Below are 10,873 nucleotides of genomic sequence, written 5' to 3'. Positions count from 1 at the left end.
ACTTCACTCCTGATAGTGCTTTCGTTGAATTTCCTTCTTGGATTGTAAGAAACCAGGACAGCGGCTTGAATGTAATAACTTATTATATCCCTCTTATCGATTCTAACCCGGATAATAACTTGATGAGCGAGACGGTTTTTGTTATAGGTGAGACAACCGGCATATCAGAGAACCAGCCTTTATTAGGGAACTCAAGAGTAGCGAGCATAACATCTCGTAAAAGATTAAGAGAGACTATTAGAAGCCGCGAGTTAGACGATGTTGGTGTTTATGATGCAACTGGAAGGCAAACAGGGATAGACAATTTAAACCGCGGGGTCTATTTTTTAGTTCTCAAGGGGGATTATTATCAAAGAAGAAAGTTTATAGTTACTAAATAGGCTTTAGCGCTCATACACTCTTCCAGGGGAAATCCTGCTTGACAAGCAGTTATCGCCGGGTACCGGTCGCTGGCAGCGGCTGTTATTGACTGTTTTCCCTGGTAAGGATAGTATAATATCTAATGGTGAAGAACAGCGAACTCTTAAGGCGGTTTGAGGAGGAACTGATTGCCCGAACAAAGCCAGACTATAAAGAGAATTTGCGCATTGCCGAGGCGCTTTATCAGGAGGCGGTGCGGTTCGGTGTCTGGCCACCCAAAGACCCGCTTGAAGGCATTGAGACCGTTATCCAAATCGCCCGCTTTGCCAACAGTGTTCGAGAAACTCCTTGAGAAGATAGCGATTGAACTTGCCAATGCCGGCGTGCCTTATATGGTCATTGGCGGTCAAGCGGTGCTTCTCTATGGTGAACCCAGAACCACCCGCGATATTGACATCACCCTCGGATGCGGCTTGGAAGGGCTATCAACCATTCTTGGGGTAATAAATCGGCTCACGCTCACCCCCCTTGTTCAGGAATTAGAGAGTTTCGTCAAAGAGACGATGGTGCTGCCAGTCGCGGATGAAAGCACCGGGATAAGGGTTGACTTTATTTTTTCCTTTACCCCCTATGAACGCCAGGCAATTGCACGGGCAACTGCGGTCAGAATTGGAACCGCCGAAGTCCGTTTTGCCGCACTTGAGGATGTGGTCATTCATAAAATCTTTGCGGGCAGGGATAGAGACCTTGAGGATGTCCGGACAATTCTCTTGAAAAATCCTCGCTATGACCGGGAGTATATTGAAAAGTGGCTTGGGCTTTTTGACCGCACTCTCGGTAAAGGGCTTTTGAACACATTCCAGAAAATCGCCGGTTAAATTTTCTTGATTATGGAAAATCACCTGCCGGATGAGGAGAAGGCACAGAAGATCCTGCGGGCTTTCAGGAATATTGAGAGAAGGGAGCATTTGCACCGCCGGAGTTTTAATATCATCTGGCTAATCACCCTGATATTACTCGTTGCCGTCTTTGTAATCTTCTTTGCCAATTACCCGAAGTTCAAACTGATGTATAAAATGCTCACCCAGCCCGACTCGCTCTTGGTCAAATAATTCCGAATACTTCCTTTCCTCCTTTTGGTGCGGTTTTGGGATTGAGCCTGGGTTTTTGTTGGAGAGGGGTGGAATAATTTGATTCGGGTCTGGTTTTGGGTATTCTATATTTATGAGCGTTAATCAAGATATTCTCACCGGTCTGAAGGAGGCAATGATTGCGGAGCGGACCGGGATTGAGTTTTACCAAGCCGCGGCTGAGAAGACGGTTGACCCGCAGGGTAAGGAGGTCTTTTTAAGGCTGGCAGATGAGGAGAGAAGGCATCTTGAGTATCTCAGGCGCCAGTTTGAGAATGTCTTTAATAATTCCGGTTTTGAGCCGCTTACAGACAAATCTAAAATTGACCTTGAAGGAGCAAGCCCAATCTTTTCTGAGGAGATTAAGGGGCGGCTGAAATCCGCGCACTGGGAGATGAGCGCGCTTTCGGTGGGGCTGGCGCTGGAGCAGGCGTCAATTTCCCGTTATCAGGAGCTGGCAAAGAGGGCGGAAAAACCGGATGCAAAGGAGTTTTTCCTTGCGCTCGTGCGCTGGGAACAGACCCATCTCGCTGCCCTGCAGAAGCAGTTCAATTACCTGCGGGAGTTTTACTGGGAACAGGCTGGGTTTGCGCCTTTTTAGGGGCTTTGGGCGCACGGGCAAAGTCTGATATCAGGTTGTTAATTTGGCGTTGCAGCTCGGCAATCTCTTTGTCAAGTTCCTTTTTGCGCTCTGGTGTGAGGGAGCCGCTGAGTTCTGAGATTTTTGCGCTCAAGGCGCCCATCTCCCGCTGAATCTGGTTCATCAGGTCGCGCTGCTCTTTGGTTGGGCTTTCACCCAGGACCTGGGACTTGACCTTTTCATAGCGGATTTTGAGCCTTTGCAGCTGGTCGCGGGCGCGCATGACCTCTTCGCTGCCTACCTGAATTTTTGGGGTTTCCGGTTTAGGTGTTTTGACCTGGCGCAAGGAGTCCTGAATCCGAACGCTCTGCTCTACCTGAAGGGCAGCCGGCTTTGCCGGTTTGGGCTTTTTGGGACGCAGAAGGACGGTGAGGATGCCGATGAGGCTGAAGAGGATTAAGACACCGGCGAGGATGAAGATGCGGTAGTCAACCGGCAGGTTGCCGCCGAGCCTCTTTAAGCGAATCTTTTCGCCGCAGGCAAAGCAGCGCTCCTGGTTGGCAACAATCGGTTCGCCGCAATGGGGGCAGCGCAGTTGCAGGGTTGGTGGTTTTGAGTTTTTGTTTTTCGCACTCATAGGGAGAATAGGGTCTGGATGTCAATCTCGGCAAGGGCAACCGGGACTGTCAGATTGAACCGCTCAAGGACCTCCGGATGGACCTCGCCGCAGATGCCCACAGGGGTTTTATCCGGTTTTGTCAGGCGGGCACATCTGCCAGCAAGAAATGGCGCCTGGTCAAAAGGGGTGAAGACAATCTCAATATCCATTTCCCTTGCCAGAGCCTCTATCACCGACTTCAGTTCAGCAAAGCCAACCTTTGAATCTGCCATTCCGATGGCAAGATGCCGTTTTTCATCGGCACCGGTTTCATTATCAGGTTTAATCGTAAACACATCACCGATTTCAAAGATTTTCTGGGGCAGGGTCTGGGTCGAATTCAGTTTCAGGGTCTCAAGGATGCCAAAGAGGAGATGCCGGCGCAGGATGCGCTGTTCAACACTGACCGGGTTCTCAAGTAGTATGGTTTTGCCATCATCTTTTATTCCCAAATGGTCAAACTGCGCCTCAGGGCTGGACAGGTTCAAACTCAGGGTCTCAATGAAGCCAAGACCGGTCATCACCCTGCGGCACAACTGGCAGAGCTCTTCAATTTTCAAGGGGTTGCTGGGCGTGGCAGTGCCAAGGAGTTGAGGCTGGAGCCGGTGATAGCCATACCCGATAGCGATGTCCTCAATCACATCATAGGGGTGAATCACATCGCAACGATATGCCGGGACAGTGACCAGAATTTGGTTGTTATTAGCAGGTTGGGCATCATAGCGCATCCTTTGCAGAAGTTGAATCATCGCCTCTTGGGTCAGGTTGATGCCGATGACCTTTTCTGCCTCGGCAAAAGAGATGGTGATTTGCTCGGGTTGCATATCAGGGGTGATAATAGTTTTGCCGTCAGGGTATTCAATCTTTACCGTCTGAACCTCTCCACCAAGGTCAGCGAATGTGGCGCAAATCACGCAAAGGGTTTTGTTTGTTGCCCATTCATCAGGTCCGGTAACATCAATGAAAAGGTCTGTTGTTGTTGAGGTGACCTTGGTCTTTTCGCTGTTGATGATGGGCGGCAGGGAAAGGACAAAACCATTTCTGTCGGTTAAGAGGGGATAAACAGGAAAGCCCTGCAAGAGGTGCTGGTATGCTTGACCTTTAGGGTGAAACTTAAGGATTTCTGCGGGTGTGAAAGGTCTGTCTTCCCCAAGGGGGATGAATTTTATTCCCTCGGACGCGACCGGCTGATAGACAAAGTCGGGTTCAACGGTATTCAGGTCATAGATGCCGATTGATGCCCGGCGCCGGTCACGACCAAGACCCCAGTGCAGGTTTTCCTGCAAATCCATCATTACCTTGATCAGTTCCTCATCAAGTTTGATTGCGCGCACAATCGCTGCGCAGATGAACGGGCGGACTTTCTCAAGCCCAGGCTTGACCACGACCCGCACGCCGGAGTCTTTAAACTGATACTGGGGCAGACCGGTTGAGATACCAAGATAGCCTTTAAGGCAACGGGCAAGCCCGCAGATATCAAACATATCCGGTCTTGCAGGCAGGAGATTTATTTTGAGAGAGTTGGTTGTGGGGTCCACTCCTTCAACATCGCAGCCAAGTTCAGAAAGAACCCTGAGCAGTTCCTCGCTGGAAAGTTGTTTCTCGATGAGCCGGCTGAGCAGGTCTACTGGAATTGAGACTACCGGCAAAGTTTTGCCTCCCTTAGCCAGTTGATGTCTGCCCAGTAGAGTTTACGGATGTCGTTAACACCGAAGCGCATCATCGCCAAGCGTTCAAGCCCAAGACCCCAGGCAAGGACCCTTGTTGGGCAGCCAAGCGGTTTTGTTACCTCCTCTCGGAAAACACCGGCACCGCCCATCTCAACCCAGCCCAGTGTGCCTAAGTGGGCAAAGACCTCAACGCTCGGTTCGGTATAGGGGAAATAGGAGGGGCGGAAACGGACATCCTTTGCGCCCATCTTACGATAAAATTCTCTAAGGGTGCCAAAAAGGGTTACCAGTGAAGCCTGGTCATCAATGATGATGCCATCAATCTGGATGAACTCAGGCAGGTGGGTGGCATCCATATTTTCCCGGCGAAAGACCTTGCCGATGCAGAATACCTTGCGGGGTGGATATGGGTTTTGTGCGAGAGCCCTGATTGTGGCTGCAGTGGTGTGGGTCCGCAGAAGTAGCCTTTTCGCCTCCCTTTTATCCCAGGAATAGCGCCAACCTTTAGAACCGGTATCGCCGCCATTCTGATGGGTGAGGGCAACGCGATTGACAAGGCTCTCATCCGGCAGTTTGCCCTCTTGAGGCTGGGCGAGATAGAATGTGTCCTGCATCTCACGGGCAGGATGGTCCTGAGGCTGAAAAAGGGCGTCAAAGTCCCAGAATGCGGTTTCAACGATTGGGGAGGTGGTTTCCTCAAAACCCATCTCAAGGAATGCCCGGCGTACCTCAGCGATGATTCTTTGCAAAGGATGCTCCTTGCCGGGATACACCTTTTTGGTAGGGAGGGAGATATCATACCGTCTGAACGCAGCCTCACGCCACCTGCCCGATGTCAAGATTTCAGGGGTTATCTGGGTGATTTCGCGGGTGGTCTCCTGCTTGGTTCCTTCTGCCTCCTTGAGCCCGCTTTCAGTAAGGACGAGCCAGCGCACAACGCGGCGTTTGATGCGGACAATATCCTCTCTGCCGCGCAAAAGCGCCACCCCTTTTTCAACATCAATGCCGCTAAGCCGCTCCTGCAGTTCGTTAACGGTCACTGGCTTTTCTTTGAGACTGGCAACGACAATTTCATCAGGCTCCATCTTTCCGGCTAAAGCCTGTCTACCCTTTTCTGTCAGGGTCAAACCTTCCTTTTCCCGCACAAACCACCCTTTGCGGAGAAGCCATTTTATCTCAGAGCGGACATCATCCTTGTTAAGGATATCAGGCAGTTTTGCTATGGGGATTTTCTCCTCATCGGTCGTCAGAGAAGAGGAGATTTTCTTTAGTGCCTCACGTTCGGGAAGTTTTTCGTTCCATCTCTCTGCCCGTCCCAGTTCATCATAATGCTCCTCCTCAATCTTCACCAGGCCTCTCGACGCCAACTCTGTGCCTGCTGCCATCACCAGGGACTGGTCAATACCCAGGATGCGGGTAAGTTCCTGCACACTTCGCCGGTGTTGCTTATCCTCCTTGAGATGGGCAAGGATTTTTGACTCAATCTCCTTCATTTCGCCTTCGCTTGAACCATTCGGTGATAATCTCCTTCAGGTCAGGCTGGGACTTTTCCTTTAGCCGGTAACGGACCCTGACAACAGGTTTGTTGGTCTTTATCAGCCGGCTCAGGTCAATCGGTGTGCCGCTGATGACGATGTCGCAATCAGCCCGATTGATTGCCTCCTCCAGCTCCTTTAACTGTTCAGCTGAATAACCCATTGCCGGCAGGACCCGGTCAAGATGCCTGCTGCGAACAAGCTCCTGAGCCAGACTCCCCCGCGCATAGGGTTTCGGGTCAACAATGACCCCTGCGCCAAAACGCTCAGCAGCAATCCTGCCCGCACCATAGGGCATCTCGCCATGGGTAACGGTTGGTCCATCCTCCACAACCAAGACCTTTTTGCCTTTGATTAACTCTGGTTTCTCAACGGTTAATGGGGAATCGGCGTCAACGATTATCGCCTTAGGGTTTGTCTCCTTGATTAACTCCTTGAGCCTCTTGATTGCCTCGGGTTTTGCCGAATCCTCCTTGTTAATCACCACCACATCAGCCATCATCAGATTCACCTCACCAGGATGGTAAGAAAGGGTGTGGTCTGTTCGCAAAGGGTCCGTAATGACAATCAGTAAGTCCGGGACATAAAAGGAGATTTCGTTGTTCCCACCATCCCAGACAATACAATCGGCTTCTGCCTCGGCATGCCTTAAAATCTCCTGATAATCGCAGCCAGCATAGATTACCATCCCCTGTTCAATATAAGGTTCATACTCCTCCCGCTCCTCAATTGTGACATTGGCGCGGTCAAGGTCCTCATAACTGGCAAAACGCTGCCACACCTGTTTTTCAAGCTCGCCATAGGGCATCGGTTCGCGAATCGCAACAACCTTTAAACCTTCTCCCTGCAAGATTTCATAAACCCGACGAGATGTCTGGGATTTGCCACAACCGGTACGCACCGCACATACCGCAAAGACCGGCTTGGATGCCTTGATTTGCAAAAGTCTTGGTGGCATAAGGCAGAACCTCGCACCCGCGACCAATACCTCAGATGCCCGATGCATCACAAAGTTATGATTGACATCAGAGTAGGCAAAATAGACCTCATCAACCTTGAGTGAGCGGATGAGTTCAGGCAGTTCCTTTTCGTAATATGTTGGGATGCCATCTGGGTAAAGTTTGCCGGCAAGGAGTGGTGGATAGGTGCGCAACCTGCCCACCGTACCCAGGTTCTGCTCTGCCGCCATTGTGAAACCAACCACCTCATACTTCTCATTGTCTCGGAAGACCATATTGAAAAGGTGATAGTCCATGCCGGCAGCGCCCATTATTATTACTCGCTTACGCATAATCCAGGTTTAGAACCTTTCGGTCATTGACTTTGCCTGCAGGAAAAGCAAGAGATAGTCCCTGCCGCCCGCCTTGGAGTCGGTGCCAGACATATTAAACCCGCCAAACGGCTGGACATCAACCAAAGCGCCGGTGCACTTGCGGTTGAAATAGAGGTTGCCAACATGAAACTCCTTTTTGGCGCGGATAATTTTATCCCGGTTGCGGGTGTAGACCGCGCCGGTCAAGCCATATTCGGTAGAGTTGGCAATATCAAGCGCATCGGCAAAGTTGCGCGCCTTGATGACCGCCAAGACCGGTCCAAAAATCTCCTCCTGGGCGATTCTCGCATTTCTCTTCACATCGGCAAATATGGTCGGCTGGATAAAATAGCCATTGCGTTCGTCGCCCTTGCCGCCGCAAATCAGCCTGCCCTCCTTCTTGCCCACGGCAATGTAGTCCATTATCTTTTTAAAGGCGCTCTGGTTTATCACCGGTCCGAGCCAGTTTTCCTGTTCTTCCACCGGTCCCATCTTAATCTTCTTCACGCGGGCGATGAGCATATCAAGGAACTCATCATAGATTTTGGCATCAAGGACCAGCCTTGAGCAGGCAGAGCATTTCTGCCCCTGAAAGCCATATGCTGAGACCACGACCCCTTCAACCGCACTGGGCAAATCCGCCTCAGAGTCAACGATGATGCAGTCCTTGCCGCCCATCTCGGCAACAACCCGCTTAATCCAAATCTGACCCGGTGCGGTCCTGCCCGCGCGCTCGATAATGCCCAGTCCCACATCCTTGGAGCCGGTAAAGGAGATAAATCTGGTCTTGGGATGCTCCACTAAGTAATTGCCAACGGTTGAACCCGGTCCGGTTACAAGGTTAACCACGCCTGGGGGCAGACCCGCCTCCTCAAGGCATTCTACAAACATCGTCGCGATGAGGGGCGCATCTGATGCCGGTTTCAAAACAACGGTATTACCGCTCACCGCGGCTGCGGTTGTCATCCCTGCCATTATTGCGCAGGGGAAGTTCCAGGGCGGAATCACCAGACCCGCGCCCAAGGGGATGTAGCGGACCTCCTGAATCTCACCTGGATAAGGTGTTACCCCGCCGGGCTGGTCATAGCGAATCGCCTCCCGCGCATAGAACTCAAGGAAATCAATCGCCTCAGCAAAGTCGGCATCTGCCTCAAGCCAGTTCTTCCCTACCTCTAATACCATTGCGGCATCAAACTCAAACCGGCGCGAGCGCATAATCCTTGCCGCACGCAGAAATATTGCTGCCCGCTCAATCGCCGGCACAAACCGCCAGGTTTCAAAGGCAGCCCAGGCAGATTTCAGCGCCGCCTCTGCCTCCTTGACCGTTCCCTGTTGAAAAGTGCCTACTGGGCTCTTATCCGATGGGTTATAACTAAAAAACTTTTCTTTGGTCTTTACCCACTTACCGTCGATAAAAAGAAGATGCTCCTTACCTGCTCTTCCCTTCAGCTCACTCAGCGCCTGTTTCATCTTCTGCCCGATTTCGGGCCGAGAAAAGTCGAGATAAGTCTCATTAGCAAATTTCGTTAACATAACTCCTCCTGATTCTTTTAATAAACTATTCTGCCGATAACCTGTTTACAACAGTAAAATGTAACAACCCTTTGTTCACTTCCTTCCTTTTAAAAGGATAACCCGATTGGGGCTAAAAGTCAAATAGTGACCCAGGGGGTCACCCCCCTAATGATATGATAGGGGAAATGAAGGTTGATGCGGCGCAGGAGTTTTAACCCTTGTTCAAAACAGGGGTTATAAATAAAAGGCAGTATTTTCAGGGTTCGGGTGGGTTAATATCTTTGTTTTTGGGCTCTAAACTGTAAGGAGGTTAGAAACGCCGAGGAGGGAAGAGGCGGGTTTTTTGGCCTTTGGTTCTTGTGTTGGGTGTTGTTGACATTGGTAAAGGTTTGGGTATTTTAATATAAAAAGGACATAGCAAATGGCATTAACTAAGGAGCAAAAGCAAAGGTTGGTAAGCGCCTTTCAGTTGCACGAGCGGGACACCGGTTCCCCGGAGGTGCAGATTGCGATTCTCACCGAGAGAATCAACCTCCTGACCGAGCATCTGAAGGTGCATAAGAAGGACAAACATTCCCGGCGTGGGCTGATTAAACTGGTAAATGAGAGGCGCCGGCATTTGCAGTATCTGGCAAGGCATCATCAGGAGCGCTACGAGAAGATTGTTACCGCTCTCGGCCTCCGGGGTTAAACGATGCACCGGGTAGAGTCCGAGGTTTGTGGTCGGACCCTGTCGTTGGAGTTTGGCAGGGTGGCCCGTCAGGCTGATGGTGGGGTTTTAGCCCGTTATGGGGATTCGGTTGTCCTGGCAAGCGCGGTTTATCAGAAGGAGCCGATTGAGGGGTATCAGGACTTTTTCCCGTTAGTGGTTGATTACCGGGAGCTTGCCTATGCCGCGGGCAAGATTCCTGGTGGTTTTTTCAAAAGGGAAGGCAAGCCCAGGGACAAGGAGACCTTGACCTGCCGCCTGATTGACCGACCCATCAGACCGCTTTTCCCGCCCAACTTCCGTAACGAGACCCAGATTATCGCCTATCTCCTTTCAACCGATATGGAGAATGAGAGCGAGTTTTTGAGCCTGATTGCCGCCTCGGCAGCGCTGACCGTTTCGGAGATACCTTTCCTTGGCCCTATTGGGGCCTGTCGGGTTGGTAAAATTAATGGCAAACTTATTTGCAACCCGCCGATGAGCCAATTGGATGAGGCGGAGATGTCAATGCTCTTTGTTGGAATAGCGGGGGACCTGGTGATGACCATTGCCGGTCAGGCACGGGAGGTAAGTGTTGAGGACATTGACCGGGCTTGGGAGCTGGCAATGCCCGTTATCAGACAGACGATTGAGTTGCAGAAGGAGCTGCAGGCGGCGGTGGGCAAACCCAAACTCACCGTTGACACCCCATTAGTTGCGGATGAGTTGCGGCAGGAGGTTTTCCGTTTGGCAGAGGAGCGGGCAAAAAAAACTAATGACATTAAGGACAAGCGGCAGCGGAGCATTGCCCGGCAGGAACTTCTGAGGAGTTTGACCGCGGAGTTGGAGGAGAGGTTTCCGGATGCAGGAGCGCAGATTCAGGCGGTACTGGAGGAGATTATTGGTGCGGATGTGAGGAGGAGGGTTTTGGAAAAGGGTGAGCGGCTTGATGGCAGGGGGATGGATGATTTGCGGGAGATTGAGTGTGCGGTAGGGGTTTTGCCCAGGGCGCACGGCTCGGCGCTTTTTACCCGTGGTCAGACCCAGTCCTTGGCAACAACCACCTTGGGCACGAAATCGGATGAGCAGGTGATCGACGATGTGGAGCTGGCGATGGAGGAGAAGAAGTCCTTTATGCTCCATTACAACTTTCCCCCATTTTCTGTTGGCGAGGTCAGAATGCTCCGGGGTCCGGGCAGGCGCGAGATCGGGCACGGTGATTTGGCAGAAAGGGCGCTCCTTGCGGTTGTCCCTAAGGAGGAGAGTTTCCCTTATACTATCAGGGTGGTCTCTGACATTTTGGAGTCCAACGGCAGCTCTTCAATGGCTTCGGTCTGTTCGGGTTCGCTTTCAATGATGGATGCGGGTGTGCCGGTGAAGGCGCAGGTTGCAGGGATTGCGATGGGGCTCGTCAAAGAGGGTGAG

12 protein-coding genes are annotated in these 10,873 nt (G+C 51.5%); 7 read left to right on the top strand and 5 right to left on the bottom strand.

What is annotated here, in order from left to right:
• From ABIK47_07530 to ABIK47_07510, 5 genes are all read left to right on the top strand, one after another.
• Window positions 1-380: hypothetical protein (locus ABIK47_07530; GenBank protein ID MEO0020464.1), on the top strand; the 380-nt coding region annotated here is incomplete at its 5' end.
• 122 nt (window positions 381-502) lie between these two features.
• Window positions 503-712, top strand: a complete 210-nt coding sequence (locus tag ABIK47_07525; protein ID MEO0020463.1) for a hypothetical protein — start codon at window positions 503-505, stop codon at window positions 710-712.
• Window positions 693-1,238 carry a DUF6036 family nucleotidyltransferase gene (locus ABIK47_07520; protein MEO0020462.1) on the top strand — a complete coding sequence of 182 codons (546 nt, stop codon included), beginning with the start codon at window positions 693-695 and terminating at the stop codon, window positions 1,236-1,238. Before ABIK47_07525 ends, ABIK47_07520 begins: the two co-directional genes overlap by 20 nt.
• Window positions 1,239-1,250: 12 nt before the next feature.
• Entirely contained in the window at window positions 1,251-1,472 is a 222-nt protein-coding gene (locus ABIK47_07515; GenBank protein ID MEO0020461.1) for a hypothetical protein, read from the top strand.
• A gap of 112 nt (window positions 1,473-1,584) precedes the next feature.
• On the top strand, window positions 1,585-2,091 hold the full coding sequence (locus tag ABIK47_07510) for a ferritin family protein (protein MEO0020460.1): 507 nt from the start codon (window positions 1,585-1,587) through the stop codon (window positions 2,089-2,091).
• Here ABIK47_07510 and ABIK47_07505 read toward each other — a convergent pair.
• From ABIK47_07505 to pruA, 5 genes are read right to left on the bottom strand one after another with little or no spacing between them, the layout of a single operon-like run.
• The gene (locus ABIK47_07505; GenBank protein ID MEO0020459.1) at window positions 2,039-2,707 is read right to left on the bottom strand and encodes a hypothetical protein; all 669 of its coding nucleotides are present in this window, start codon (window positions 2,705-2,707) and stop codon (window positions 2,039-2,041) included. The two genes, ABIK47_07510 and ABIK47_07505, sit on opposite strands and share 53 nt — an antisense overlap.
• Complete coding sequence (gene pheT / locus ABIK47_07500; GenBank protein MEO0020458.1) at window positions 2,704-4,377, bottom strand: phenylalanine--tRNA ligase subunit beta; 1,674 nt, start codon at window positions 4,375-4,377, stop codon at window positions 2,704-2,706. Before pheT ends, ABIK47_07505 begins: the two co-directional genes overlap by 4 nt.
• Window positions 4,368-5,891, bottom strand: a complete 1,524-nt coding sequence (locus tag ABIK47_07495) for a phenylalanine--tRNA ligase subunit alpha (GenBank protein ID MEO0020457.1) — start codon at window positions 5,889-5,891, stop codon at window positions 4,368-4,370. The genes pheT and ABIK47_07495 overlap by 10 nt, the downstream gene beginning before the upstream one ends.
• Window positions 5,878-7,224, bottom strand: a complete 1,347-nt coding sequence (locus ABIK47_07490; protein MEO0020456.1) for a cyclic 2,3-diphosphoglycerate synthase — start codon at window positions 7,222-7,224, stop codon at window positions 5,878-5,880. Before ABIK47_07490 ends, ABIK47_07495 begins: the two co-directional genes overlap by 14 nt.
• Before the next feature lie 9 nt (window positions 7,225-7,233).
• Window positions 7,234-8,778 (bottom strand): L-glutamate gamma-semialdehyde dehydrogenase, encoded by a 1,545-nt coding sequence (gene pruA / locus ABIK47_07485; GenBank protein ID MEO0020455.1) that lies wholly within the window; start codon window positions 8,776-8,778, stop codon window positions 7,234-7,236.
• A 403-nt stretch (window positions 8,779-9,181) separates the two neighbouring features.
• Between pruA and rpsO the strand changes: the two genes are divergently transcribed.
• Window positions 9,182-9,451 carry a 30S ribosomal protein S15 gene (gene rpsO / locus ABIK47_07480; GenBank protein MEO0020454.1) on the top strand — a complete coding sequence of 90 codons (270 nt, stop codon included), beginning with the start codon at window positions 9,182-9,184 and terminating at the stop codon, window positions 9,449-9,451.
• A 3-nt stretch (window positions 9,452-9,454) separates the two neighbouring features.
• Window positions 9,455-10,873 (top strand): polyribonucleotide nucleotidyltransferase (locus ABIK47_07475; protein MEO0020453.1); only part of this gene is annotated, 1,419 nt, incomplete at its 3' end.

It is taken from the genome of candidate division WOR-3 bacterium (genome assembly GCA_039801245.1).
Classification (GTDB): Bacteria; Hydrothermota; Tepidihabitantia; order Tepidihabitantales; family Tepidihabitantaceae; genus JAOABP01.
The sequence above is the reverse complement of the archived record's forward strand: the minus strand, read 5'-3'. Positions and strand labels throughout refer to the sequence as shown.